The following is a 23,689-nucleotide window of genomic DNA, read 5'->3' on the forward strand; positions in this document are numbered from 1 at the left end:
CTCTACTCAGTGCGTACCGAAGGGAGGTTCAGATGCTTCACATGATCCCCGCGCTCCTGCTCTTTCTCCTGCCGCTGGCCTACAGCCCCGGCCCGGGCAATATGTTCTTCGCCGCCAACGGCGCGCGCTTTGGCTTTCGTGCCACGATCCCGGCCAATATCGGCTACCATCTTGCGACTTTCCTCGTGACCGCCGCCATCGGCTTCGGGCTTTTGGCCGCGCTGGAGCGGTTTCCACAGGCCTTCATTGCGCTCAAGCTGGCCGGGGCGCTTTACGTGCTCTGGATCGCCTGGGGCCTCATTCGAGCGGGTGTCGTCAAGGAAGGCCACGCGGCGCGCCCGGCGGGCTTCGTCGACGGTATCGTACTCTTGCTGCTCAATCCCAAGGCCTATGTCATCATCGCCTTGATGTTCACACAGTTCCTGCCCGCGTCAGACGGTGGGCGCATCCTGACCGTGATCCTCATTGCGACGGTCTTCACGCTCAATAATCTCATGGCCTTCACCGCTTGGACGCTGGTCGGCGACCGGCTCGCGGCCTGCTTTCGCTCGCCGCAAGGCGCGCGGCGGCTCAATGTGGTCTTCGGTGCCACTCTGGCCGGCGTCGCGATCTGGATGGCGCTGGCCTGACGCCCGGTCTTTCAAAACTTCGGGCGTTCCGGCATGCTGCGCGCCAAGGAGCCCGCGATGCCCACCCCCGATCCGTGCTATCTGCCCACCCGAGAGGTGCTCGCCCGCTTCGCCTCGGGCGCGCTGACGCCGTCGGCCTATCTGGACGCACTCATATCGCGGACAGAGGCGGTCAATACCAAGATCAACGCCTACACGGAAACGTTCTTCGACGCCGCGCGCGAGGCCGCAAGCGCGGCTGACGCCCGGTATGTGTCCGGCACGCAGCGCCCGCTCGAAGGCCTGCCCGTGGCGGTCAAGGACGCGCAACGCGTCGCCGGGCAGCGCACCACGCAAGGCTCTTTCGCTCTGGAAGACAATATCGAAGACCACTCCGATCCGATGGTCGAACGGCTTCTGGCGGCGGGTGCGATCATTCACGCCCGCACCACCACGCCGGAATTCTGCCTCTCCGGCGTCTGTTGGTCGAACCTTTGGGGTGTGACCCGCAATCCTTTCAGTCTCGCGTTTGGCCCGGGCGGGTCCTCGGGCGGATCGGCGGCGGCGCTGGCCGCGGGCATGACGCCGCTTGCCACCGGCACGGATATCGGCGGTTCGATCCGTATCCCGGCAAGTTCCTGCGGGCTGGCCGGCTACAAGCCACCGCACGGGCGCAATCCCGACGGACCGCCCGCCAACTTCGACCGCTACAATCATTGCGGTTTCCTGGCGCGGGACGTGGGCGATATCGCCCTTGCGCAAAACATCGTTTCAGGCCCGCATCCGCGGGATCATGATAGCCTGCGCGACCGGGTGACGCTTCCCGACAGCTTCCCACCGCGCGCGCTGCGCGTCGCGTATTCGCTGGATTTCGGATACATGCCCCTGGATCCTGATGTGCGCGCCAACACGCAAGCCGCGCTCGATATCTTCCGCGCGACCGGCGCTATGGTCGAGAAGGTCGATCCCGGTTGGGACGCGCATGTCGATACTGCCTCGATGCAATGGTACACGGCGATGCATTTCGGCCGGATGCCGCTTTGGCTGCTGGAGGAGTTCGGGGCGCGCATGACGCCCTATGCCCGTGCCGCCGCCCATGCGGCCCAAAACGCCAAGCCCGACGATGTCGCGCGCTCGTGGGAGTATCAGCACGAGATGTATCAGCGGTTCGGCGCGCTGATGGAGGACTACGATATCTTCATCTGCCCGACGCAAACCATTGGCGCACTGCCCGCCGAGCACGATCCGCTTGCCCCGGATTTCCGGGTGGACGGGCAGGTGGTCGATGGCGAATATGGCTGGGTGATGACCCATCCTTTCAATATGCTGCACAACTGTCCGGTGATGTCCGTGCCCTCGGGCCGTGACCGTCACGGCATTCCCACGGGGATTCAGATCGTGGGCCGAACCTTCGACGACCGGGGCGTTTTCGAGGCCGCGATGCTGTACCGCGAGGCCGCGCCGGATCTCTTTCTGCCCGCGTCTGGCCTGCCGGGGTTCGCGCCATGACGCCGCGCGACATGGTTCTGACCCCGCGCGGCCTGCGCTTTCGCGGGCAGGTCTATCCCTGCACCATCGGGCGCGGCGGGATAGCCAGGGACAAGCGTGAAGGCGACGGCGCAACGCCCGTGGGTACACACCGGATCGTCGGCATGCTCTATCGCCCCGACCGCATGGCGCGGCCTGCTGACTGGGCGGTGCCGATCCGGCCCGGCGATTTGTGGTCGGATGACCCGGCGCACGAGGATTACAACCTGATGGTCCGCGCCCCCTACGCCCCCTCGCACGAGGTGCTGCGCCGGGCCGATCCGCTTTACGACCTGATCCTGATCACCGACTGGAACTGGCCACGCGCCGAGAAAGGGCGCGGCTCCTGCATTTTTCTGCATCGCTGGCGGCGGCCGGGCTTTCCTACCGCGGGCTGCGTCGCGTTCCGCCCCGATCACCTGCGCCGCATCGCGGGTCTGATCACCTATGACACTCGGCTGATCGTGCCACCGGGGGCCGCGCGCCGCTGATCACCTGGGCACTCGGTGCCGCTTTGCCGCGCCTCAGTCGTACTGGCGTTCACCGAAAATGGCGCTTCCCACGCGCACATGGGTCGCGCCAAGTGAAATGGCGCGTTCGAAATCGCTGCTCATGCCCATGGACAGACCGCTCAGACCGTTGCGCTCGGCGATCTTGGCCAGAAGCGCGAAATGCAGGCTCGGCTCCTCGTCGACCGGCGGGATGCACATCAGCCCCTCCAGCGAAAGATCGAGATCGCGGCACTCCGCGATAAAGGCATCGGCCTCCTTGGGTAGAACGCCGGCCTTTTGCGCTTCCTCGCCGGTATTGACCTGCACGAACAAGGGCGGGCACTTGCCCTCTTCCTGCGCCAGCCGCGCAAGGGTCTTGGCCAGTTTCGGGCGGTCGACGGAATGAATCACGTCGAAGAGCTCCAGCGCCTGCCGCGCCTTGTTGGTTTGCAACGGGCCGATCAGGTGCAATTCGATCCCGTCATACCGCGCGCGGAAATCGGGCCACTTGCCTGCCGCCTCCTGCACCCGGTTCTCGCCGAAGATCCGGTGACCGGCGTCAAGCACAGCCTCGACGCGCTCCAGCGGCTGCACCTTCGACACCGCGATCAGCTTGACCGATCCGGCCTCGCGTCCGGCCTCTTTCTCCGCCTTGGCAATCCGGTCGGTGATCTCCTGCAAACCCATCGCGGGGCTCCTTTCATCGCATGCGCTTCCGGCTTCGGTCATGCCACGGGCCGGGGGCGTCCCACAATCCCCAACGCCGCCGCAGCCTGCACCGGGTTGCGTGCGGGGTAAACTCCTTGCTTGGCCGGTAACGGTTGGATAGTAGAGGACAGGAAGCAAGCAACGGACGCGCCGATGACCTTTTTGCGTATCAAGACCGCCGGCATTGTGCTGGCCTGCCTCGGCCTTCTGGCCTCCTGCAGCGCGTGGGAAAACGCCCGGCTGAACCCGGATGCCTACGTGGTCGAAAGCGGTCCGAATAGAACCGCCACATACACCAATAACGGCACAAGCCTCTTCGATGCATTCCGTGGCGGCGGCTCGGGCATCAAGGTCAACCGCTTTCTCTGGACCGCCTCGCTTGAGGTGCTCGATTTCCTGCCGGTGCAGAACGCCGATCCCTTCACAGGGGTCATCACCACCGGTTATGGCACGCCGCCCGGTGGCGGGCGGGCCTATCGCGCGACCGTGCTGATCAGCGATCCGGCGCTTGACGCCCGGTCGCTCAATGTCGCGGTGCAAACGCGCGGCGGTCCCGTGGCCGCCGGAACGCAGCGCGCCATCGAGGATGCGATCCTCACACGCGCGCGGCAGCTTCGTACCCAGGCCGCCAGGTACTAGACGCCCCACGCCCGAAGCCGGACAGGGCCCAATCCAATTTACGGCGCCCGGCTCAGACCTCGGCGCCGTTCATCACCCCCGACAGCCAGCGCAATTGCCGCGGCAGGCAGATCCCGTAAAGATCGTACTGCTCGACCATAAGCCTGCGCGCCGCGCGCCCCAGCCGTTTGCGCGCCGCCTCGTCCTCCAGCAAGGCGCAAACCTCGTCGATAAGGGCTTCGCCGTCGAAGAAATCGACCAGCCGCCCGGTCTCGTCGTCGCGAATCACCTCGCGGACCGGCTCTGTGCCGCTGGCGACGATGGCGGCTTCGCAGGCCATCGCCTCCATCAGGCTCCAGCTCAGGACAAAGGGATAGGTGAGGTAGACATGCACCCGGCTGACCTGCAGCAGGCGCAGGAACTGGTCATAGGGGATGCGCCCGAGGAAATGCACCCGCGCCCAGTCGTCGTCGGGTATCTTGTCGCGAACCTCGTCGATGAAGATCTGCTTCCACGTCTGGCCCTTGGGCGGCGAGGCGCCATAGCTGACCTCGTCGCCGCCCACGATCAGCACCTTGGCATCGGGCCGTTCGCGCAGCAGGCGGGGCAGGGCCCGCATGAAAACGTGGTACCCCCGGTAGGGTTCGAGATTGCGGTTCACGAAGGTAATCACCTCGTCGTCGCGGGTGACGTCCAGCTTGTCCTCGATCGTCAACCGCACATCGGGCATCGGGCAGGCGGTGACCGTGTCGATCCCGTCATGGCTGACCGTGATCCGGTCCCGGAAATCGGCCGGAAAGGTGTCGGCCTGAAACCGGGTCGGGCTGATCCCGGCATCGGCCTGCGGGAAATGCAGGTGATTGTTGATGTTCTTGAGCCGGATGCGCAGCGCCTGCAGCCCGTGATCGCTCTTGTCGAATTCCGGGTCGAAGTTGAGATGCGGATGGTCCGACAGGTGATAAAGCTCGCAATAAATCGCCAGCTTCGCGTCGGGCCAGACGTCGCGCAGGAAAAGCGATTCGCCCCAGCCCGGATGCGCGAGGATCAGATCGGGCGTATAACCCTGCGCCTTCAGTTCCCGCGCCGCGCGATAGCACGCCTCGCCCCGGGTCACCTTGGTGTCCAGATCGATCAGCCACGGATGCAGCTTCTGGCCGTCGCGCGCCGGAAGGCTGTAGGGCAGGACCTGAACCCCGTGCCATTTCGCGGGCTTCTTGACCCGCAGTGTCAGGGCGACGCAATGGTGCCCGCGCCGCGCCAGAAGCGGCGCAAGGTGCTTGTACTGGCCGGGAAAGTTCTGATGGATGAAAAGGATCTTCATGGGCAGGCCTGTGGTTTTCCCGGCTTATAGCCGCGCGGCGCAGGTGTGCGATAGTCCGCAGGACAATTTTCGACGCCGCGATCCGAATTCTTTCCCAGGATCGCTTGCACCCGATTTTTGAGCCACCCCACTGGACCCTGCGCGCGCAGGGGCCTATCACCCTCGGGACGTTGGAACGAGGAAGGACGAGACGGCTCATGTCGCGCTACTCCGCCGCCGAGATCGAGAAGAAATGGCAAAAGGCCTGGGATGAGGCCGGAATCTTTCGGGCCACCCGCACGAAGGACAAGCCGAAATATTACGTGCTGGAGATGTTCCCCTACCCGTCGGGGCGCATCCATATGGGGCATGTGCGCAACTACACGATGGGCGACGTGATCGCGCGCTACAAGCTCAGCACGGGCCACAACGTGCTGCACCCGATGGGCTGGGACGCCTTCGGCATGCCCGCCGAGAACGCCGCGATGGCCTCCGGCGGCCACCCCAAGGACTGGACCTACGGCAACATCACCGACATGCGCGGCCAGATGAAGCCTTTGGGCCTGTCCATCGACTGGTCGCGCGAGTTTGCCACCTGCGATCCGGAGTATTACGGCCAGCAGCAGGCGCTTTTCCTCGATTTCCTCGAAAAAGGTCTCGTTTATCGCAAGAACGCTGTCGTGAACTGGGACCCGGTCGACATGACCGTGCTCGCCAATGAGCAGGTGATCGACGGCAAGGGCTGGCGGTCCGGTGCAGAGGTCGAGCGCCGCGAACTCACGCAATGGTTCTTCAAGATCTCGGATTTCTCAGAGGATCTGCTTGATGCTCTGCAAAACCTCGATGACTGGCCCGCGAAGGTGCGCCTGATGCAGGAGAACTGGATCGGCCGGTCGCGCGGTCTGCAGTTCAGCTTCGAACGCACCGATGGCGGCGACCCGATCGAGGTCTACACGACCCGCCCCGACACGCTGCGCGGGGCAAGCTTTGTGGGCATCTCGCCCGATCACCCGCTGGCCCGTGAACTGGCCGAACAGAATCCCGACGTCGCGGCCTTCCGTGCCGAATGCTCCAAGGGCGGCACCACCGAGGAGGCGCTGGAAAAGGCCCCTAAACTGGGCTTTGACACCGGGCTCAAGGTCCGCCATCCGCTCAACCCGGATTGGGAGCTGCCGGTCTGGATCGCCAATTTCATCCTGATGGATTACGGCACCGGCGCGATCTTTGGCTGCCCCGCGCATGACCAGCGCGACCTTGATTTCTGCCGCAAATACGAGCTGCCGGTGATCTCGGTCTACGTTCCGGCCATGGGCGAAGAGGGCACCTTCATTCCGCCCGAAGAGGGCGGCCCGGCCTATGTGCCGCCCAAACCCGAGACCGTGCGCTACGTCAACGGTTTCGCCGGGGAAGAGGCGCAGACCGCCACGCAAGCCATCGACGCCGCCATCGCGTTTTGCGAGGAAAACGGCGTGGGCAAGGGCGTGACCAAGTTCCGCCTGCGCGACTGGGGGCTGTCCCGTCAACGCTATTGGGGCTGTCCCATTCCCGTGGTGCATTGTGACGCCTGCGGCGTGGTGCCGGAAAAGAAAGAGAACCTGCCCATCGAGCTGCCCTATGACGAGGATGGCACGCCGATCGACTTCTCAATCCCCGGCAACCCGCTCGACCGGCATCCGTCTTGGCGCGATTGCACCTGCCCCTCATGCGGGGCCAAGGCGCGTCGCGAAACCGACACGATGGACACCTTCGTCGACAGCTCGTGGTATTACGCCCGCTTCACCGCGCCCCGCGCCACAACACCCACGGTGATGGAAGAGGCGACGTACTGGATGAACGTGGACCAGTATATCGGCGGGATCGAGCACGCGATCCTGCATCTCTTGTACTCGCGCTTCTTCGCCCGCGCGATGAACATCTGCGGCCACCTGCCCGATAAGGCGCGCGAGCCCTTCGACGCGCTTTTCACCCAAGGCATGGTCACGCACGAGATCTACCAGACGAAGGACGCCAAGGGCCGGCCTGTGTATCACCTGCCCGAGGAGGTCGAGGATGGTAAGCTGAAGGCAACCGGCGAAGCGGTGGAAATCATCCCGTCCGCCAAGATGTCCAAGTCCAAGAAAAACGTGGTGGATCCCGTGAACATCATCGGCGACTTCGGCGCCGACACCGCGCGCTGGTTCGTCCTGTCCGACAGCCCGCCCGAGCGTGATGTGGAATGGACCGCCGCCGGGGCCGAGGCCGCCTATAAACACCTCGCCCGCGTGCACCGCATCGTGTCCGAGATCACCACTGGCGAGACCGAGGCCGCCACGCCAGAGGCGGACGAGGAGCTTCTGCGCGAGATGCATAAAGCCATCGACGACGTGACCAAGGGCGTGGAATCCTTCGGCTTCAACGCGGCCATCGCGAAGCTTTACGCCTTCACCAACACGCTGGCCAAATCACAGGCCGGGACCGATGCGAAAGCTGCGGCCGCCCGCTCGCTGGCCCAGCTTATGTCGCCAATGACCCCGCATCTTGCCGAAGAGCTGTGGCAGATGCTGGGCGGCGAGGGGCTGGTGGCCAATGCCCCCTGGCCCGAGGCCGATCCTGCCCTGCTGGTCGAGGACACCGTCACTCTGCCCATTCAGGTCAATGGCAAGCGCCGGGCCGAGATCACTGTGCCCAAGGACATGGACAAGGCAGAGGTTGAAAAAGCGGCCCTCGCGGAGGAAGCTGTGCAAAGGTCGCTGGACGGGGCCCAGCCCAAGAAGGTTATCGTCGTCCCCGGGCGGATCGTGAATGTGGTCGTGTAATCGCCGTGCCTTGCTTGCCGCGCTGCCGGGCTTTGCGCTCGCCGGATGCGGCTTCAGCCCCGCCTACGGACCCGGCGGCGCAGCCACACGCCTGCAAAACACCGTGCTGGCCGACGCGCCCGTCGGCCGCCCGGCCTATCTTCTGACCCGCCATATCGAGGATCGTCTCGGCCGTGGCAGCCCGGCGCGCTACGGGCTGAGCTATGCGATCAACCTCGATGAAGAGGCCATCGCGATCTCCGCCAACAACGTCACCACGCGCTATAACATTCTGGGCAATGTCAAATACGCGCTGCGCGACCTGCAAAGCACCGAGGTTCTGCTGACCGGCTCGGCCGACAGTTTCGTCGGCTATTCCGCATCCGGGTCCACCGTGGCCACGCAGGCCGCCCGGCGCGACGCCGAGGCGCGTCTGATGACCATCCTCGCCGAACAGATCCTCAACCGCCTCACCGCCGAGGCGGGCGCGCTTCCGGCATGAAGCTTTCGCCGCGCGACGCGCCGGGTTATTTCGCCCGTCCCGATCCCGACAAGACCGGTCTATTGATCTATGGCAATGACGCCATGCGCGTCGCGCTGCGCCGGCAGGAGGTCATCGCGGCCCTGCTCGGCCCCGATGCCGAGGAGGAAATGCGCCTCACCCGCCTTCCCGCCGGGGACCTGCGCAAGGATCCCGCGGCGCTTCTTGACGCGATCAAGGCGCAGGGGTTCTTTCCGGGCCCGCGCGTGGCCTTCGTCGAGGAGGCCAACGACAGCCTCGCGCCCGTCGTCACCGATGCGCTTGCCGACTGGCGGTCGGGCGACGCGCAGGTGATCGTGACCGCCGGCGCGCTCAAACCGGCCTCAAAGCTGCGCAAGCTTTTTGAAAACCACAAGAACGCCTATGCCATCGGCGTCTACGACGAGCCGCCCAGCCGGGCCGAGATCGAGGCGACACTCGCCAAGGCGGGGCTCGACAACGTCGACAGCGAAGCGATGCGGGACCTTACCGCGCTATCCCGCGATCTCGATCCGGGCGATTTCCGCCAGACGGTCGAAAAACTGTCGCTCTACAAGCTAAACGATCCGACAGCGGTTTCGCCCGCCGACATCGCTGCCTGCGCGCCGCTCTCGACCGAGGCGGGGCTGGACGAAGTGCTTCACATCGTGGCCGAAGCGCGATCGGGCGAGATCGGCCCGATCATGAAACGCCTGCACGCGCAGGGCGTTCAGCCCGTCGGTCTGTGCATGGCCGCGACCCGGCATTTCCGCACGCTTTACACCGCCGCTTCTGATCCCGGCGGGGTCGGGCAGGGGATGGCGCGGGCGCGCCCGCCGGTCTTCGGCCCGCGTCGCGACCGGATGCAGCGCCAGGCGCAGGCTTGGGGCGCTGCCCGGCTGGAAGAGGCGCTGACTATCCTGACAGACACCGATCTGCGCCTGCGCTCGGCCGGTCAGACCGCGCCGGGGCTCGCGCTGGTGGAACGCACGCTGATCCGTCTGGCGATGATGGTGCGCTAATCTGCGATTACCCCTTGCCAGTCGGGCCTTTCCCGCGTCACGCTCACGCCCGACCGCACAAAACAGGAGCCGCCCGGCATGTACCAACTCATCGGCACCCGCGCGAGCCGCGCCTTCCGCGTGCTCTGGCTTCTCGAAGAGCTGGGCGCAGAGTACGAGCACGTCCCCGCGTCGCCCCGCAGCGCCGAGGCGCGCGCGGTCAATCCCTCGGGCAAGGTACCTGCGCTGCGCGACGGCGACACCGTGATCCCCGACAGCACCGCGATCATGACCTATCTAGCCGACCGGCATGCCGCGCTGACTTTTCCCGCAGGGACGCCCGACCGCGCCCGGCAGGATGCGCTGACCCACCAGATCCTCGACGATGTCGACGCCGTGCTCTGGACAGCGGCGCGCCACAGCTTCGTTCTGCCCGAGGAGCACCGCGTGCCCGAGGTCAAGACCTCGCTCAAATGGGAATACACCAACAATATCCGACGCCTTTCCGAACAGCTTCAGGACCCGTTCCTGATGGGCGACACGATGACGATCCCGGATATCATCCTGACCCATTGCCTCGGCTGGGCGTCGCGCGCGGGCTTCCCCGAGCCGGATGCGCACCTGTCGGACTATGCCGCGCGGCTGTCCTCTCGCGAGGCGTTTCAGCGCGCGGCCGCGTTGCCCTGAACCGCAGCGGTCAGGCGGTATAGGCCGCCGCCGCGCGCCCGGCCCACAGTCCCGTCGCAAGACACGCGGTCAGCAGGTAACCCCCCGTCGGCGCCTCCCAATCCAGCATCTCGCCGCAGGCAAACACCCCCGGCCTGCCGCGCAGCATGAGGCCGTCATCCAGCGCCTCGAATCTCAGACCACCGGCGGTGGAAATCGCCTCGTCCATCGGGCGTGGTCCGATCAGGGGCACCGGCAGCGATTTGACCAGCGGGGCAAGGTCGCGGGGCAGGGGCCGCGCGAATTCCTGCAAAAGTGCGGCGCGCACCGGATCAAGGCCCAGCCGCTTGCGCAGCACGTTCTTGATGCTCTCCTTGGGCCTTCCGCGCGCCAGCCTCTGGCGCAGATCCTCAAGCCTGAGGTCCGGCATCAGGTCGAGTGTCAGGCCTGCACCCTCCCGCAAGGTCTTGGACAAGGCGTAAATCCCGCCGCCCTCGAGCCCACGAGCCGACAAAACCACCTCACCGCGCGACACCTGTCCCCCCGCCAGTAGCGCCACGCCCTTGAGCGGTAGACCGAAATGCGGCGCCATATGCGCCGACCAATTGACGACAAAGCCCATATTGGCGGGCTGAAAGGGGCTCAGCGCCGCAGTGGGGATGTACTCCGCCCACGCCCCGTCAGAGCCGAGCCGCGCCCAGCTTGCCCCGCCACAGGCCAGAACCGCCACGTCCGGTTCCAGAACCTGCTCTCCCCCGGGCGTGTCGAAGCACAAGGTCTCCCCTTGCCAGCCGGTCCAGCGCCAGCGCTGTTCCAGCCTCACACCAGAGCCTTCCAGCCGTGCCAGCCAGGCCCGCAAAAGCGGCGAGGCTTTCATCGCCTTCGGAAAGACCCGGCCCGTCGAACCGGTGAACAGCGGCTGGCCCAAAGCCTCCGCCCAAGCCATCATGTCCGCCGGCCCGAACGCGTCCAGCATCGGGCGCAGCCGCGTCGCCGACGCGCCATAGGCGGCAAGACATGTCTCCAACGGCTCGTTCTTGGTCAGGTTCAGCCCGGATTTGCCCGCCATCAGGAACTTTCGCGCGGGCGACGGCTTGGCCTCGGCCACAGTCACCCTGAGGCCCGCGCGCGCCAATTCCTCAGCCGCCATAAGCCCCGCCGGCCCCGCGCCGATGACAACGGCCTTCCTCATGCGCCGGGGCCTTGCGGCAACCCTTTGAGGCGTGGCGAACCGCGCCCCCGCCGTCCGCTTCGGCATGTCATGCCCTTGGCCGGATTGTCCCCGTTCACGTGCCGCCCCTTGTCACCGGCCCCAACTCACCCATCCTCTTGCCTCTAAATCCTCCCTGCAATCAAGCGGAAGAGCCCGATCCCATGGATGACCCGATCTGCCCGCTTTGTGGCCGCCCGATCCCGCCCGAGGCGCGGCAAAGCCTGCACCACCTGATCCCCAAGCTCAAAGGCGGCAAGGGCGGCCCGGTCGTGCTCTTGCACCAGATCTGCCACAACGAGATCCACGCCACCCTCACCGAGGCCGAACTCGCGCGTGAATTCAACACGCCCGAGGCCCTGCGCGCGCATCCCCGGTTGGCGAAATTCATCGCCTGGGTGGCCAAGCGCCCGCCCGGCTTTCACTCCAAGACACCGGGACCGCGCCGCAAGCGTTGATCTGGCGCAAAGACAGAATGGGTGCCGTTGCGGCAGACTTGAGGCCCCGAGGAGGACCGCACCATGCCCACAACCTATCACGAAGACGACAGCACCGGCACCGCCGAGATCACCGTCTCGGGCCGCGTCACGCAGGACGATTTCGACGCGATCGCCAGCCCGCTGCAGGACTTCATCGACCGGCACGGCACGATCCGCCTCATCGAGGTGATCGAAAGCCTGACCGGCTTCGACGCCTCGATGATCTGGTCGGGGCTGAAATTCGATATCCGCAATATCCCGCATATCAGCCATGTCGCCGTGGTCACCGATATCGGCTGGCTCAGCCCGGTCTCGCGCGCCGCGGGGGCGGTCATTTCGTGCAAGCTGCGCACCTTCCCGATGGCTGACCTGGACGCCGCCCGCGACTGGATCCGCGCGCCCGACGGCTAAGCGCGCGCCCCATGTCGCACCCTGTCGTGCGCCGGGGGGCTTGACCGCGCCGCCCGGCATGTCACCTTCCCCCAAACCGACGGAGGGACGACCATGCAGCTCACACGACGTGCCTTTCTGGGTGGTGCGGCCGCCGCCCCGGTTCTGGCGCGTGCGCCCCTGGCCTCCGAGACCCCGGCGCAGGTGCTGCGCGCGGCCCCGGTCTCGGTGCAGCTTGCGCCGTCTGATTTTCCCAAGACCGATCTCTGGGCCTTCAACGGGACCGTGCCGGGCGAGACGCTGCGCCTCAGGCAAGGCGAGATGTTCCGCGCGCGGCTCGAAAACGGCCTCGAACAGGAGACCACCATCCACTGGCACGGCCAGCGCCTGCCCAACGCGATGGACGGCGTGCCTTACATGACGCAGGCCGGCGTTCTGCCGGGCGAGAGCTTCGACTATGCCTTCCCGCTGCGCGACGCGGGCACCTTCTGGTATCACCCGCATGCCAATTCGCTGGAACAGATCTCGCGCGGGCTTGCCGGCGTGATGATCGTCGAAGAACCGCAAGGCCCCGACGTGGATGGCGAAGAGGTGCTGGTTTTCGACGACTGGCGGCTTGATGAAGGGGCCCAGATCCATCACTCCTTCGGCAACCGCCACGACATGTCCCATGACGGGCGGCTCGGCAATTACATCACCGTGAACGCCCGGCCCGAGCTGACCGGCGAACAGGTGTCGGGCGCGCGCCTTCGCCTTCGCCTCGTGAATACCGCGACCGCGCGCATCTTCCGGCTGCGCTTTCAGGGACTGCGCGCCTGGGAAGCGGCGCTTGACGCCATGCCGCTTGAAACGCCGGCCGAGACGACCGAACTGGTGCTCGCGCCCGCGCAGCGCGCCGATCTCTTCGTCGACATCACCGCCGCGCCGGGCGAAGAGGCGATGATCGCCTCGGTCGAACGCGATGGCACCTACGCCATGGTCACCTGGACCGCGAGCGGCCCCGCGCAGGCCCCGCGCCCCGCGCCGGCACCATTGCCGCCCAACGACATGCCGGTGGTCTCACCCGACACCGCGCGCCGTCAGCCGCTCACGCTTGAAGGCGGCGCGATGCGCGGCCTGCCGGAACAGGCGGTCTGGAAGGGCGAAAAACAGGCGGCGCGCACGCTGATCGAAGGCGGGCAGTTCTGGCTTTTCAACGGGGTGGCAGGCATGCCCGATGCGCCGCTGCTGGACGCGAGCCTCGGCGAGACGATCCGCATCCCCATCACCAACCGGACCGCCTTTCCGCACGCGATGCACCTGCACGGCATGCATTTCCGCGAGATCGCCGCTGATGGCGCGCTCGGCCCGTGGCGCGACACTCTGCTGGTCGCCGCTGATGAGACACGAGAGATCGTCTTCGTCGCCGACAATCCGGGCGACTGGATGTTTCACTGCCACATGGCCGCGCATCAGATGTCTGGCATGATGAACTGGATCCGCGTCACCTGAGCCGCCGATCCGGTTTTCCCGCAAAAGCACCTGCCGGAATCCTTATGAGAAATTCCTCCGCAAGGCTTAGCCGCGGCACATCGCCTTGATCGCGGCGGCATGCGCGGGCGTGGCGGCCAGCGTATCAGCGCAAAGCGCGCGCGCCGCCTCCACAGGATCGGCCTCGACCATCCGGTCGATCAGCCCCCAGGCCAGCGCCGTGTCGCTGTCGATCTTCTCGCCCGCCATCAGGATCATCCGCGCCCGCGACGGGCCGATCAGCGCCGCCAGCCGCGCCGGGTCCGAGGGCTGCGGCAGGAACCCCCGCTGCATCACCGGGTAAAACACCTTGGTGCCCGCCACCGCCACGCGCAGATCGCAGGCAAGCACCATGCCAATGGCGCCGCCCGCCACCGTCCCGTTAAGCGCGGCGACCGTCATGCCGGGCAAGCCCGCCAGCGCACCCGACAGCCGTTCCCACACGCCATCCGTGGCCAGTCCCGATTTCGCCGCCTCCAGATCCATTCCGGCGGAGAACACCTTGCCTGCGCCGGTCAGCACCAGCGCCCGTGCCTCCTGCGCCGCCTCGGCAATTCCGGCCAGCTCTTCGAGCATCTCACGGGTCAGCGAATTGGCCTTGTCGGGCCGGTCTATGGTGACAACCCAAAGCCCGTCTTCATGTTTGTCCAGCCGGATCATGTCAGGCCCACCCGGGCGCGGATGTCCTCGTCGCGCAGGGAAATCTCCTGGCCCAGCCACGCGTCCGCCTCGGGCCCGCACATCCACAAAAGCGCCTTGGCCGGCCAGTCGGCCGGAATGTGATCGGACCAGTCGAGACGGCTCACCGGGTTCATCCCGCTTGCCTTGATCTCGTGCTGCATCTGCGTCGCCACCGTACCGGGCGAAAGGCCCATGATTCGCAGGCCCGCGTCGCGGTTTTCCTTGTCGGCGCATTCGGTCAGCATCTTGGCGCCGGCTTTGGAGGTGCAGTAATGGCTCCAGCCCTCCAGAGGGTTGTGCGCCGCGCCCGAGCTGATCGTGATGATCGACCCGCCGCCCGCTGCCCGCATCACCGGCAGTGCGGCGCGAATGCCGTAGAACACGCCCTTCAGGTTGATGTCGATCACGTGCCCCCAGGCCTCGGGATCGGCCTCCGCCAGATGCGCGATGGGCTCGATCACGCCCGCATTGCCGATCAGCACATCAAGCCCGCCGAACGTGTCGCAGGCCGCGTGCACGGCGGCCTCGATTTCCCAGTAGCGGCTGACGTCGCAGGGCACGGCCAGCGCCCGCTCTCCGATCTCGCCCGCCAGATCGGCGATCGCGTCACCGTTGCGCGCGGTCAGCACCACGTTGGCCCCGGCCCCGGCAAAGACGCGCGCCGCCGCCGCCCCGATCCCCCGGCTCGCGCCCGTGATCAGAACCGTCTTGTCCGTCATGTCCATCGCTACCGTCATCTTCGCCTCCTCTGGCTGGCCGATCCCAGAGCTACCCGGCGTCAGCCGGAAGGTCCAGCAACAACCCCTTGACCCGCCCTGCGCGAACCCCGAAGCTGCGGCGACGAATTTCAAAACGAAAGGGTCCCGCATGACCGCCTTTAAATCCGCCGCCACCCCGCTTTGTACATCGGCGGTGGCGCTCGGCCTTTGCATGACAGGGTCGGCCGCATTCGCCGACGTGACGGCCAGCCAGATCTGGGAGGATTGGCAAGCCTATTTCGAGACCTCCGGCTATACCGTGACCGGCGAGGAAACGCTGTCGGGCGGAACGCTTGCGGTCTCCGACATCACCATGACGATGGCGATCCCCGAAAGCGACGGGTCCGTCGTGCTGTCGATGGGCGAGATCACCTTTGAGGAGAACGGCGACGGCACCGTGTCCATCTCATTGCCCGAACGGCTGCCCATGACCGTGGATGTCGGCGGGTCGGACATCGAAGAGGTCATGATCACGCTCGAATACGTGTCCAGCGGTCTCGACATGACGGCCTCGGGCGATCCCGCCGATATCGTCTACGACTACACCGCCGACAATGTCGCGCTCGTTCTGGGCGAAGTGACCGTCGAGGACGAAACCATCGATCCCGGCACGGTCGAGTTCAGCATCGCCAACATCACGGGCACGTCGCGGATGCAGACCGGCGATCTGCGGCTCAGCGACCAAAGCTTCGAAGGCGGGCCGATGGCCTATACCGTCGACGTGACCGACCCCGAGGGGGGCGAGGGCCGGATGGTCATCAACGGAGAAGTTGCCGCGCTGGCGTTCAAGGCCACCGCAGCGATGCCGCCCGAGATGGACGCGGCCGACATGGCCGCCGCCATTGCCGACGGGTTCGAAGCCGAAGGGGTGCTGAGCTACGAGAACGGCACGACGGAATTTTCCTTCGAGGAAGACGCATCGTCTGCCAGCGGCGAGTCAAGCTCCGAGGGCGGAGAGCTTGTCGTGTCGCTCGGCTCGGACGGGCTTGTCTACGGGTTGGGCGCCACCGGCGCAAAGACGGTGATCAAAAGCGGCGACCTGCCATTCCCGGTCGAATACGCGATGCGCGAAGTGGCCTTTTCGCTCGGCCTGCCGGTCATGGCCAGCGACGATCCGCAGGGCTTCGCGCTCACCATGCGGCTGGCGGATTTCACCATGTCCGAGATGCTCTGGTCGATCTTCGACCCTCAGGGCCAGCTGCCCCGCGATCCCGCGACCTTCGACATCGATATGTCCGGCGTGGCGAAACTCGCGATCGACCTGCTCGATCCCGAAGATATGGAGGCGGTCGAGCGCGGCGCGGAAATGCCGGGCGAACTCAATGCGCTTGACCTCAACACGCTGGTGCTGCGCGCCGCCGGGGCCGAGCTGACCGGATACGGCAGCTTTACCTTCGACAATTCCGATCTGGAAACCTTCGACGGCCTGCCGGCCCCGGATGGCTCGGTCGACCTGCGGCTTCAGGGCGCCAACGGGCTTCTCGATACGCTGATCGCGATGGGCTACCTGCCCGAGGATCAGGCCATGGGCGTGCGCATGATGATGGGCATGTTCGCGGTTCCGGGCGAGGGCGAAGACGTGCTCACCTCCACCATCGCGGTCAAACCCGACGGCCAGGTGCTCGCCAACGGTCAACGCCTGCGCTGAGGCGCAAAGGCAATGACTCCGGACAAGGGGCCGCTCGCGCGGCCCCTTTTACGTCTGGCCGGCAAACGGCTCTATGCCGCCGCGCCCGCCTTCCGCACTGCCGCGACCTGCCGCGTGATCTCGCCGATATGCCGCCCGTCGGTGCCACAGCAGCCGCCCCAGACATTGATATGCGGATAGCGCCGCGCCAGATCGGCCATCTGCCCGCCCAGCTCGGCGGGGTCGCCATCCTCCAGATGTCCCAGCTTGCATAGGTCGAGCGTGTCCATCGCCACGGCGTTCGGCATGAAGCCCCCCAGCCGCCGGACCCAGCCGCCGTCATCGAGGCCGGGCATGAACTCGGTCGGATGGGTGCAGTTGATCATGTAATAGGCTGGTGCGCTGTCGGTGGCGGCGTCCACCTGCGCGATGGCCTCTTCAAGGGTCTCGCCACCCTTGAGCTTGCCGCCTTTCGCCACGAAGAACGAGATCACGACGGGCATCCCTGCGGCCTTAGCGGCCCGGGTCAGGCCGGTGGCCTCCGCGACCGAGGAAAACGTCGCGGCGGTCACAAGATCGGCCCCGGCCTTCTTGAAGGTCAGGATCTGCTCGGCGTGATAGTCCTCCGCCTCCGCTTCGTCGGGCGTGCGGCCGACATTATAGGCGTCGCCGCGCGGTCCGATGACGCCACCCACCAGCATCGGGGTCGCCTCGCTTTTGTACTCGCGGGCAAAATCCTTGTAGAACTCGATGCCCCGGATGTTGATCTCTTCCAGCGCCTCGCGGGAATACCCGATCAGCGTGCCCCAGTCGCGGCTGGCGCGATAGTGCAGCCCCTCGTTGATGACACCCACCCCGTTCGCCACCGCGGCCTCGACCAGTTTGCGGTGATAGTCCGCAAGGCAGGCTCGCCCGCGCGGATCGTCGATCAGCTCGAAAGCGCAGAAATGCCGAAGCTCGAAGCCATCGACATATTGCAGCCACGTTTCGAAGCCGCCCCCGCAGGTCATCAGCCGGCCCTGCGATTGCGGCAGGTCTCTTGCGTGCGTCATACATCAACCTCCCGTCGTCCGGGGCAGAGGATAGCAAAGCGCGCGCGTCGCGTCGCGCGGGACACGTATTGCGGCAGACGCCCGGCGCAGGCCCAACCAAAGGTCGTGATGACCGGGGCGGTTGGCGACGAACCGGCGACGGCCTGCAGTGCCTTCAGGTTCGGGGCCCGCACCGGGCCTGCGACATCAGCCGGCTGATCTCGGCGTCCGGGATCGCGTCGTCGGCATAGCTGAACGTACCGGCGTCGCGCACTTCCCGCGCGGCCCGCATCATCGCGCCAAGGGCGGCCCGCGCGAAAGACCCGCCGACGCCGATCCGCCGCACGCCCGCCTGCGACAGCTCCGCGACCGAGTAGCTGCGTCGCCCAAGTCCCATCACCACGTTCACGGGTTTGTCCACCGCGGCGCAGACGGTGCGGATCGCGTCGAGATCCGGCAGGCCGGGCGCATAGACCACATCGGCGCCGGCCGCGCAAAAGGCCTGCAGCCTGCGGATCGTGTCGTCGAGGTCGGGCCGGCCCCACAGAAAATTCTCGGCCCGCGCTGTCAGCAGGAAAGGCAGATCGCGCGCCGCGTCCGCCGCCGCCGCGATGCGCTCTACCGCCAGGTCAAGCGCGTGGATCGGGGCGTCCGGGTCGCCGGTGGCATCTTCGATGGACCCGCCGACCAGCCCGGTCTCAGAGGCCATCCGCACGGTCTGCGCGCAGGTTTCGGGGGCCGCGCCGAAACCGTCCTCCAGATCTGCGGAAACGGGCAGGTCGGTCGCCGCGACGATCTCTGCGGCGTTCTGCAGAATGTCGCGTCGGGACAGGCTTGCAAAGGAATCCCGCTTGCCGGCGGAAAAGGAATAGCCCGCGCTGGTCGTGGCCAGCGCCTCGAAGCCGAGGCTCGCCAGAAGCCGGGCCGACCCGGCATCCCAGGGGTTCGGCATCACGAAGGCTTCTTCGCGCGCATGCAGCGCCTTCAGGCGCGCGTACTTGTCCGCTTGATCGCTCATCCCGTGCTCTCCTTGACAGCGTATCACTGACCCTAAGGCATTCGGGCGGGCGCCAGAACATGTTTCGGCTGCGCCTTGCACAGGCCCCCCACGCGGTCTACCTGTTCAGCCAATCAAGGAGACCGCCATGGATCGACCTCTCGAAGACCTGACCGGGGCGCTGCTTCGCGCCGCGAAACAGGCGGGTGCCGAGGCCGCGGACGCGCTCGCGGTGACGGGTCAGGCCCAGATCATCGATGTCCGCGCGGGCACGCTCGAACAGGCCGAGCGCGCCGAGGGCACGGATATCGGGCTGCGCGTGCTCATCGGTCGGCGGCAGGCCTGCGTGTCGGCCTCCGACACGCGCGACGCGACCATCGCCATGCTGGCCGAACGCGCCGTCGCGATGGCCCGTGAGGCGCCCGAAGATCCCCATGCCGGTCTGGCCGACCCGGAACAGCTGGCCACCGACCGCGACTGGTCGGCGCTGGAGCTGCACGATTCCGCGCCCGAACCGCAGCCCGCCGAACTGCAGGACCGCGCGCGCGCCGCCGAAGCCGCCGCGCTGGCAGTCGAGGGCGTGACGCAGGTGCAATCCGCCAGTGCCGCGTGGTCCGATCAACGCCTCCATCTGGCCGCCACCAACGGGTTTTCCGGCAGCTATCGCCGCTCGGACAGCTCGATCAGTTGCGTCGCGATCTCGGGTGAGGGCACCGGCATGCAGCGCGACTACGACAGCGATGCCCGAGTCTTCGCCGTCGATCTGCGCGCACCAGAAGAAATCGGCCGCGTCGCCGGCGAACGCGCGGTGGCCCAGATCGGCGCGAAAAAGCCTCCCACGGGACGCTACCCGGTGCTTTATGACGAACGGATCTCGGGGTCTCTCGTAGGTCATTTGCTGGCCGCGTCGAACGGGGCATCCGTTGCCCGCGGCTCCAGCTGGCTTCTGGGCAAGCTCGAAGAGCAGGTCCTGCCCGAGGCGCTGTCAATCATCGAAGACCCGCGCCGCCCGCGCGCCACTGGTTCAAGGCCCTTCGATGCCGAAGGGCTGCCGACCGCGCGCCGCGCCATTGTCGAAAACGGGCGTCTGATGGGCTGGACGCTCGATCTGGCGACGGGCCGCAAGCTCGGCATGCCCTCGACTGCCAATGCCCGGCGCGGCACCTCCGCCCCGCCTAGCCCGGGGGTGGGCAATATCGCCCTGACCCAGGGCGACAAAAGCCGCGCCGATCTCTTGCGCGAGATGGGCACCGGGCTTTGGGTCACCTCCATGATCGGCGCCACGATCAATCCCAACACCGGCGATTATTCCCGCGGTGCATCGGGCTTCTGGGTGGAGAACGGCGAAATCGCCTATCCGGTCAACGAATGCACCATCGCCGGCAGCCTGCCCGAGATGCTGCGCCGGATCGTGCCCGCCAATGACGCGCGGCCCTGGCTGTCGCGGGTGGTGCCGTCGCTCCTGGTCGAGGGGATGACCCTTGCCGGAGACTGACGCGGCCCGCGATCTGGCGCTGCTGATCGAGGCCGCGCGCGGCGCGGGCGAGATCGCACAGCGCCACGCCGGCCCGCGGGCCCGGACCTGGGACAAGCCCGGCGGGCAGGGCCCGGTGACCGAGGCCGATCTCGAAGTGAACGCCTTTCTCGACCAGCATCTGCGCGGCGCGCGACCGGACTACGGCTGGCTGTCGGAGGAAAGCGACGACAGTGCGGCGCGGCTCGACCGAGAGAGCGTCTTCATCGTCGATCCCATCGACGGCACCCGCAGTTTCATCGAAGGCTCGCGGACCTGGGCGCATGCACTGGCCGTGGTGCGCCGCGGCGAGGTGACCGCCGGGGTGGTCTACCTGCCCGCCCGCGACAAGCTTTACGCCGCCGCAAAGGGGCAGGGGGCCACGCTCAACGGCGCGCCGATCCGCGTGGCCGGGCGCGTAGATCTGACCGGGGCGGCCGTGCTGGCCGCCAAGCCCGGCCTTGCGCCGCAGCACTGGCGCGGACCGGTGCCCGATGTGTCGCGCGGCTTTCGCCCCTCTCTGGCCTACCGGCTGGGGCTCGTGGCCGAGGGCCGGTTCGACGCGATGTTCACCCTGCGCCCGAGTTGGGAATGGGACATCGCCGCCGGCGCGCTCATCCTGAACGAGGCGGGCGCGGCAGTCAGCGACCGGCACGGGCAGACCCTGCGTTTCAACAACCCGCACCCGCAGCTTGACGGGGTGGTGGCCGCCAACCCTCGACTGCACGCCGCGATCACCGGCGCCCTGGCGTAATCCGGCGGTGCGGCATGCGCCGCGCGGGTTTGCTCGATAAGGGATTCCACGCCCTCAAACGCCCCGCTTTAGAATGCCCGGGGGTATTTCCGGCAAGATGAAGCGTGACAGAATGGCACAGCGCACTGGATCGGCAATAGGGACAGCCTAGCTGACCCTCTCTCAACGGGAGAGTGATGATGGACGGACAAACGATCGAGCAGGATCCGCGCACCGCCGAGGCGTTGCGCCAGAAAGAAGTTTTCAAGCGCGCCATGGCGCAGCTCGAGCGCGACAAGCGCCGGCGCGAGGCGGCAGGCTATGCCGTACTGGCCGCGGCCTATAGTTTCGAGCCCGCCGCGCGGGACGAAGGCCGCCCGGCCAAGATGGTGCATGTGGCCAAGCTCGTGCTGATCGCGGCGGCGGGCCTCATCCCGAACTACCTCGTCTGGAGCCTGCTGCTGTCCTAAACCCGCGGTGGGGCTTGCCTTGCGCTGCCGGTCGCGTCTAATCACGCCGGGGCAGGCAAGAGGCGGCCATGGCACGATCCGACAATCTGACCGGCGCGCTTCTGATGATGGCGTCGATGGCGGGGTTCACCTTCAACGACGCCGCGATGAAGGCGATGGCCGGGCAGGTGCCGCTTTACCAGCTTTTGTTCCTGCGGGGCGTTCTGACGACGCTCGCTGTGCTCTTTCTGGCGTGGCGGATGAAGGCGCTCGCGCCCCGCCTGCCGCGCCGCGACAAGATGCTGATCGGCTTGCGGATCGTGGCCGAAACCGGCGCGGCCTATTTCTTTCTAACCGCGCTCTTCAACATGCCCATCGCCAATGTGACGGCAATCCTGCAGGCCCTGCCGCTGACCGTCACGCTCGTTGCGGCGCTCGCCTTTCGCGAACCCGTGGGCTGGCGGCGGTTTCTGGCGATCCTCGCGGGATTTCTCGGCGTACTTCTGATTGTTCGGCCTGGGGCAGAGGACTTCAACGCCTTTTCGGTCTACGCGCTTATGGCGGTTCTCTGCGTCACGGTACGCGATCTGGCGACCCGCCGGCTGTCTTCGGCCACGCCGTCGATCTTCGTCACGCTGGCCACCTCGGCCTCGATCATGGCGGTCTTCGGTCTGGCCAGTCTTGCCGCACCCTGGGCGGCGATGGGCCCGCGCGAGGCAGGTCTCACCGCCTTTGCCGCGCTCTGCATCATCTGCGGGTATCTGTGCTCGATCATGGTGATGCGCGTGGGCGAAATCAGCTTCGTCGCGCCCTTCCGCTATACCGGACTCATCTGGGCGCTTGCGCTGGGGTGGATCGTCTTTGGCGAATGGCCGGCCTGGCAGACGCTTCTGGGCGCCGGCATCGTCGCGGCCTCGGGCGTGTTCACCCTTTACCGGGAGGCACGGCTGGCGCGCAGAAGGCCTCCTTTACCGACGCCTCACTCACGTTGAACCGGTTCTGAAAGTCCGCGCGCAGCCCATCATCTAAGGGCGCGAGCTTTGAATGCGCGGCGCGGCTGTCATTGTCCTCATGCACCGCACGCAGATACATCGGCTCGTCCGGCACGATCAGCGTCGGCATCGCGTGATGCAGCTTGTGATGGCCGTAATTCATCACCGTCTTGGGATCACCCGGCTTGAACAGAACCGCCAGCCCGCAGGCCAGGAATTGTCCCTGCACCGGCTGCGCGAGAATACCCTCCGCCCCAAGACGCACGGCATAGCCCGAGGAATACTCGATCACGAAATTCTGCCAGGTCGCCCACATCCGGTAGGACAGCCGCGCGGTGCGTCGGATGCCGCGCACGAACTGCGTGCCGACCGCGTCGTCATCGTCAAGCCGGAACTGCAGCGACGGCACGTCGTCCTCGCCCAGCTCCTCCTTGATCGCCAGCTGCATCGCGGTGCGGTGCCGCATCGGCGGCTTGGTAATGACCTTGATCTGCGGCACGCTCGCGCACACGTCGTTCAGACGGGACCACCACGGTTCGGGCATGTTCTCGCCCGTGATCACCAGAAATGCGAACCGCCCGTCCTGCTGCGCGGCAAGGCTGGGCAGGGTCAGCGTCTCGAAATGACGAAACCGCAGGGCCATGCGCGCGTCGTCGTAAAGATAGGCCTCGCGCTCTTCCACTGTGTCATGCATGCGCTTGAAGCCGCCAAGAGCGGGGTAGGAGAACCGGCAAATTCCAATCGCGCGCATGGAGCGGGGCACCTTTGACCACTATACGGGCAAGGATTACAAATGCCTGTGGCGCAAACAAGGCCAAAGACAGGCCGGCCTGGTCCTGTCGACAGGTGAAACGGCCAACGCGGCTGCAATACCGCGTCGCGGGATACCGCGCCCATACGGCACAAGACGAAAATCCGCGTGGTTTTCAAGGCGAACGGGGCCGGCTCCGCGCGCGGGCGACAGCGGCCGACCGAAATGTGCGCGGCTGTTGACACCCGTCCCGACTCCCCCTATACGCCGCACATCTCGACGCCGGGGGCCGCCCCGATCGTCGGCTTCAAAATTTAAGTGGACAAGATCCGGGCCGTTTGAGCGCCCCGATCCTCTGGGAACCCACCGCGTCGTTC

General features: G+C 66.5%; 24 protein-coding genes. 16 read left to right on the forward strand and 8 right to left on the reverse strand.

Annotation, left to right across the window (positions count from 1 at the left end; all coding sequences use genetic code 11):
• Positions 1-32 precede the first annotated feature (32 nt).
• Genes EZV60_RS00400 through EZV60_RS00410 form a run of 3 tightly spaced genes read left to right on the forward strand, consistent with a single transcriptional unit; the run spans position 33 to position 2,626 of the window.
• The gene (locus EZV60_RS00400) at positions 33-629 is read left to right on the forward strand and encodes a LysE family translocator (protein ID WP_135501024.1); all 597 of its coding nucleotides are present in this window, start codon (positions 33-35) and stop codon (positions 627-629) included.
• Between the two features lie 57 nt (positions 630-686).
• On the forward strand, positions 687-2,117 hold the full coding sequence (locus EZV60_RS00405; RefSeq protein WP_167853425.1) for an amidase: 1,431 nt from the start codon (positions 687-689) through the stop codon (positions 2,115-2,117).
• Positions 2,114-2,626: a L,D-transpeptidase family protein gene (locus tag EZV60_RS00410; protein ID WP_135501028.1), complete on the forward strand. Its 513-nt coding sequence runs from the start codon at positions 2,114-2,116 to the stop codon at positions 2,624-2,626. The genes EZV60_RS00405 and EZV60_RS00410 overlap by 4 nt, the downstream gene beginning before the upstream one ends.
• Positions 2,627-2,659: 33 nt before the next feature.
• Here the strand turns inward: EZV60_RS00410 and EZV60_RS00415 are convergent, their stop codons facing one another.
• Positions 2,660-3,313, reverse strand: a complete 654-nt coding sequence (locus EZV60_RS00415; RefSeq protein WP_135501030.1) for a YggS family pyridoxal phosphate-dependent enzyme — start codon at positions 3,311-3,313, stop codon at positions 2,660-2,662.
• Positions 3,314-3,487: 174 nt separating this feature from the next.
• On the opposite strand from EZV60_RS00415, the gene EZV60_RS00420 reads away from it, so the two are divergent.
• Positions 3,488-3,973 carry a DUF3576 domain-containing protein gene (locus tag EZV60_RS00420; protein ID WP_135501032.1) on the forward strand — a complete coding sequence of 162 codons (486 nt, stop codon included), beginning with the start codon at positions 3,488-3,490 and terminating at the stop codon, positions 3,971-3,973.
• Between the two features lie 52 nt (positions 3,974-4,025).
• Here the strand turns inward: EZV60_RS00420 and EZV60_RS00425 are convergent, their stop codons facing one another.
• Positions 4,026-5,273: a glycosyltransferase family 4 protein gene (locus EZV60_RS00425; RefSeq protein WP_135501034.1), complete on the reverse strand. Its 1,248-nt coding sequence runs from the start codon at positions 5,271-5,273 to the stop codon at positions 4,026-4,028.
• A 197-nt stretch (positions 5,274-5,470) separates the two neighbouring features.
• Between EZV60_RS00425 and leuS the strand changes: the two genes are divergently transcribed.
• The 4 genes from leuS to EZV60_RS00445 all read left to right on the forward strand — a co-directional run bounded on the left by leuS (position 5,471) and on the right by EZV60_RS00445 (position 10,213).
• Positions 5,471-8,047, forward strand: a complete 2,577-nt coding sequence (gene leuS / locus EZV60_RS00430) for a leucine--tRNA ligase (protein WP_135501036.1) — start codon at positions 5,471-5,473, stop codon at positions 8,045-8,047.
• Positions 8,034-8,528, forward strand: a complete 495-nt coding sequence (gene lptE, locus EZV60_RS00435; RefSeq protein ID WP_135501038.1) for an LPS assembly lipoprotein LptE — start codon at positions 8,034-8,036, stop codon at positions 8,526-8,528. Before leuS ends, lptE begins: the two co-directional genes overlap by 14 nt.
• Positions 8,525-9,547, forward strand: a complete 1,023-nt coding sequence (gene holA, locus EZV60_RS00440; RefSeq protein WP_135501040.1) for a DNA polymerase III subunit delta — start codon at positions 8,525-8,527, stop codon at positions 9,545-9,547. Before lptE ends, holA begins: the two co-directional genes overlap by 4 nt.
• A 78-nt stretch (positions 9,548-9,625) precedes the next feature.
• Positions 9,626-10,213 (forward strand): glutathione S-transferase family protein, encoded by a 588-nt coding sequence (locus tag EZV60_RS00445; protein ID WP_135501041.1) that lies wholly within the window; start codon positions 9,626-9,628, stop codon positions 10,211-10,213.
• Positions 10,214-10,223: 10 nt separating this feature from the next.
• Here the strand turns inward: EZV60_RS00445 and EZV60_RS00450 are convergent, their stop codons facing one another.
• Complete coding sequence (locus EZV60_RS00450; protein ID WP_135501043.1) at positions 10,224-11,384, reverse strand: TIGR03862 family flavoprotein; 1,161 nt, start codon at positions 11,382-11,384, stop codon at positions 10,224-10,226.
• Positions 11,385-11,566: 182 nt separating this feature from the next.
• Between EZV60_RS00450 and EZV60_RS00455 the strand changes: the two genes are divergently transcribed.
• The 3 genes from EZV60_RS00455 (at position 11,567) to EZV60_RS00465 (ending at position 13,762) form a co-directional block, all read left to right on the forward strand.
• Positions 11,567-11,860: an HNH endonuclease gene (locus tag EZV60_RS00455; RefSeq protein ID WP_135501045.1), complete on the forward strand. Its 294-nt coding sequence runs from the start codon at positions 11,567-11,569 to the stop codon at positions 11,858-11,860.
• A 63-nt stretch (positions 11,861-11,923) separates the two neighbouring features.
• The gene (locus EZV60_RS00460) at positions 11,924-12,292 is read left to right on the forward strand and encodes a SpoIIAA family protein (protein WP_135501047.1); all 369 of its coding nucleotides are present in this window, start codon (positions 11,924-11,926) and stop codon (positions 12,290-12,292) included.
• A 93-nt stretch (positions 12,293-12,385) separates the two neighbouring features.
• Positions 12,386-13,762, forward strand: coding sequence for a multicopper oxidase family protein (locus EZV60_RS00465; RefSeq protein WP_135501049.1), 1,377 nt, complete (start codon positions 12,386-12,388; stop codon positions 13,760-13,762).
• A 66-nt stretch (positions 13,763-13,828) separates the two neighbouring features.
• Here EZV60_RS00465 and EZV60_RS00470 read toward each other — a convergent pair whose 3' ends face one another.
• The gene (locus EZV60_RS00470; protein ID WP_135501051.1) at positions 13,829-14,440 is read right to left on the reverse strand and encodes an enoyl-CoA hydratase/isomerase family protein; all 612 of its coding nucleotides are present in this window, start codon (positions 14,438-14,440) and stop codon (positions 13,829-13,831) included.
• Positions 14,437-15,186, reverse strand: coding sequence for an SDR family oxidoreductase (locus EZV60_RS00475; RefSeq protein ID WP_135502158.1), 750 nt, complete (start codon positions 15,184-15,186; stop codon positions 14,437-14,439). Before EZV60_RS00475 ends, EZV60_RS00470 begins: the two co-directional genes overlap by 4 nt.
• Positions 15,187-15,328: 142 nt before the next feature.
• Between EZV60_RS00475 and EZV60_RS00480 the strand changes: the two genes are divergently transcribed.
• Positions 15,329-16,867 carry a DUF2125 domain-containing protein gene (locus EZV60_RS00480; protein ID WP_167853426.1) on the forward strand — a complete coding sequence of 513 codons (1,539 nt, stop codon included), beginning with the start codon at positions 15,329-15,331 and terminating at the stop codon, positions 16,865-16,867.
• A 71-nt stretch (positions 16,868-16,938) separates the two neighbouring features.
• Here the strand turns inward: EZV60_RS00480 and EZV60_RS00485 are convergent, their stop codons facing one another.
• Positions 16,939-17,898 (reverse strand): homocysteine S-methyltransferase family protein, encoded by a 960-nt coding sequence (locus EZV60_RS00485; protein WP_135501055.1) that lies wholly within the window; start codon positions 17,896-17,898, stop codon positions 16,939-16,941.
• A gap of 154 nt (positions 17,899-18,052) precedes the next feature.
• Complete coding sequence (locus EZV60_RS00490; protein WP_135501057.1) at positions 18,053-18,895, reverse strand: isocitrate lyase/PEP mutase family protein; 843 nt, start codon at positions 18,893-18,895, stop codon at positions 18,053-18,055.
• Positions 18,896-19,022: 127 nt separating this feature from the next.
• Here EZV60_RS00490 and EZV60_RS00495 point away from each other — a divergent pair, with 127 nt between their 5' ends.
• The 4 genes from EZV60_RS00495 (at position 19,023) to EZV60_RS00510 (ending at position 22,561) form a co-directional block, all read left to right on the forward strand.
• A complete protein-coding gene (locus tag EZV60_RS00495; RefSeq protein WP_135501059.1) occupies positions 19,023-20,369 on the forward strand; it encodes a TldD/PmbA family protein in 1,347 nt (448 codons plus the stop codon).
• Positions 20,356-21,141 carry an inositol monophosphatase family protein gene (locus tag EZV60_RS00500; RefSeq protein WP_135501061.1) on the forward strand — a complete coding sequence of 262 codons (786 nt, stop codon included), beginning with the start codon at positions 20,356-20,358 and terminating at the stop codon, positions 21,139-21,141. Before EZV60_RS00495 ends, EZV60_RS00500 begins: the two co-directional genes overlap by 14 nt.
• Before the next feature lie 179 nt (positions 21,142-21,320).
• Positions 21,321-21,590, forward strand: coding sequence for a hypothetical protein (locus EZV60_RS00505; protein WP_135501063.1), 270 nt, complete (start codon positions 21,321-21,323; stop codon positions 21,588-21,590).
• A gap of 68 nt (positions 21,591-21,658) precedes the next feature.
• Positions 21,659-22,561: a DMT family transporter gene (locus tag EZV60_RS00510; RefSeq protein ID WP_135501065.1), complete on the forward strand. Its 903-nt coding sequence runs from the start codon at positions 21,659-21,661 to the stop codon at positions 22,559-22,561.
• On the opposite strand, the gene EZV60_RS00515 is transcribed toward EZV60_RS00510, so the two are convergent.
• A complete protein-coding gene (locus EZV60_RS00515) occupies positions 22,494-23,312 on the reverse strand; it encodes a glycosyltransferase (protein WP_135501067.1) in 819 nt (272 codons plus the stop codon). The genes EZV60_RS00510 and EZV60_RS00515 overlap by 68 nt on opposite strands.
• Positions 23,313-23,689 lie beyond the last annotated feature (377 nt).

Source organism: Roseovarius aestuariivivens, assembly GCF_004761875.1.
Taxonomy (GTDB): domain Bacteria; phylum Pseudomonadota; class Alphaproteobacteria; order Rhodobacterales; family Rhodobacteraceae; genus Roseovarius; species Roseovarius aestuariivivens.

What these genes read in the sequence shown, in the direction of transcription:
- EZV60_RS00400 (WP_135501024.1), top strand. Translation starts at nt 33, where the DNA reads ATGCTTCACATGATCCCCGCGCTCCTGCTCTTTCTCCTGCCGCTGGCC.
- EZV60_RS00405 (WP_167853425.1), top strand. Translation starts at nt 687, where the DNA reads ATGCCCACCCCCGATCCGTGCTATCTGCCCACCCGAGAGGTGCTCGCC.
- EZV60_RS00410 (WP_135501028.1), top strand. Translation starts at nt 2,114, where the DNA reads ATGACGCCGCGCGACATGGTTCTGACCCCGCGCGGCCTGCGCTTTCGC.
- EZV60_RS00415 (WP_135501030.1), bottom strand. Translation starts at nt 3,313, where the DNA reads ATGGGTTTGCAGGAGATCACCGACCGGATTGCCAAGGCGGAGAAAGAG.
- EZV60_RS00420 (WP_135501032.1), top strand. Translation starts at nt 3,488, where the DNA reads ATGACCTTTTTGCGTATCAAGACCGCCGGCATTGTGCTGGCCTGCCTC.
- EZV60_RS00425 (WP_135501034.1), bottom strand. Translation starts at nt 5,273, where the DNA reads ATGAAGATCCTTTTCATCCATCAGAACTTTCCCGGCCAGTACAAGCAC.
- leuS (WP_135501036.1), top strand. Translation starts at nt 5,471, where the DNA reads ATGTCGCGCTACTCCGCCGCCGAGATCGAGAAGAAATGGCAAAAGGCC.
- lptE (WP_135501038.1), top strand. Translation starts at nt 8,034, where the DNA reads ATGTGGTCGTGTAATCGCCGTGCCTTGCTTGCCGCGCTGCCGGGCTTT.
- holA (WP_135501040.1), top strand. Translation starts at nt 8,525, where the DNA reads ATGAAGCTTTCGCCGCGCGACGCGCCGGGTTATTTCGCCCGTCCCGAT.
- EZV60_RS00445 (WP_135501041.1), top strand. Translation starts at nt 9,626, where the DNA reads ATGTACCAACTCATCGGCACCCGCGCGAGCCGCGCCTTCCGCGTGCTC.
- EZV60_RS00450 (WP_135501043.1), bottom strand. Translation starts at nt 11,384, where the DNA reads ATGAGGAAGGCCGTTGTCATCGGCGCGGGGCCGGCGGGGCTTATGGCG.
- EZV60_RS00455 (WP_135501045.1), top strand. Translation starts at nt 11,567, where the DNA reads ATGGATGACCCGATCTGCCCGCTTTGTGGCCGCCCGATCCCGCCCGAG.
- EZV60_RS00460 (WP_135501047.1), top strand. Translation starts at nt 11,924, where the DNA reads ATGCCCACAACCTATCACGAAGACGACAGCACCGGCACCGCCGAGATC.
- EZV60_RS00465 (WP_135501049.1), top strand. Translation starts at nt 12,386, where the DNA reads ATGCAGCTCACACGACGTGCCTTTCTGGGTGGTGCGGCCGCCGCCCCG.
- EZV60_RS00470 (WP_135501051.1), bottom strand. Translation starts at nt 14,440, where the DNA reads ATGATCCGGCTGGACAAACATGAAGACGGGCTTTGGGTTGTCACCATA.
- EZV60_RS00475 (WP_135502158.1), bottom strand. Translation starts at nt 15,186, where the DNA reads ATGGACATGACGGACAAGACGGTTCTGATCACGGGCGCGAGCCGGGGG.
- EZV60_RS00480 (WP_167853426.1), top strand. Translation starts at nt 15,329, where the DNA reads ATGACCGCCTTTAAATCCGCCGCCACCCCGCTTTGTACATCGGCGGTG.
- EZV60_RS00485 (WP_135501055.1), bottom strand. Translation starts at nt 17,898, where the DNA reads ATGACGCACGCAAGAGACCTGCCGCAATCGCAGGGCCGGCTGATGACC.
- EZV60_RS00490 (WP_135501057.1), bottom strand. Translation starts at nt 18,895, where the DNA reads ATGAGCGATCAAGCGGACAAGTACGCGCGCCTGAAGGCGCTGCATGCG.
- EZV60_RS00495 (WP_135501059.1), top strand. Translation starts at nt 19,023, where the DNA reads ATGGATCGACCTCTCGAAGACCTGACCGGGGCGCTGCTTCGCGCCGCG.
- EZV60_RS00505 (WP_135501063.1), top strand. Translation starts at nt 21,321, where the DNA reads ATGGACGGACAAACGATCGAGCAGGATCCGCGCACCGCCGAGGCGTTG.
- EZV60_RS00510 (WP_135501065.1), top strand. Translation starts at nt 21,659, where the DNA reads ATGGCACGATCCGACAATCTGACCGGCGCGCTTCTGATGATGGCGTCG.
- EZV60_RS00515 (WP_135501067.1), bottom strand. Translation starts at nt 23,312, where the DNA reads ATGCGCGCGATTGGAATTTGCCGGTTCTCCTACCCCGCTCTTGGCGGC.